Raw genomic sequence first — 204 nt, forward strand, 5'->3', positions numbered from 1 at the left:
ACAAAACGACCTGTACGAATGGCTTCATCTAGCCTTTCGTATTGGGCTTTTTCTCCTTCTAATTTCATCTCATAAACAAGCATAGTCTTATCGTTTTAGCCTCGGATAACATGATAGCATTAAAAGGTTAAAAATAACAACCTTTTTGATTTTTTTTCAAGGCGACTGAAGTCGCCGTTCGTTTTTCATCCACGCTTTAAAAAG

At 36.3% G+C, this 204-nt stretch carries 1 pseudogene; it reads right to left on the minus strand.

From position 1 onward, the window contains the following. Positions 1 to 83: pseudogene (locus tag AC0QHF_RS29235) on the minus strand (transposase); the annotation flags it as partial. Positions 84 to 204 lie beyond the last annotated feature (121 nt).

Source organism: Lyngbya sp. CCY1209, assembly GCF_055795065.1.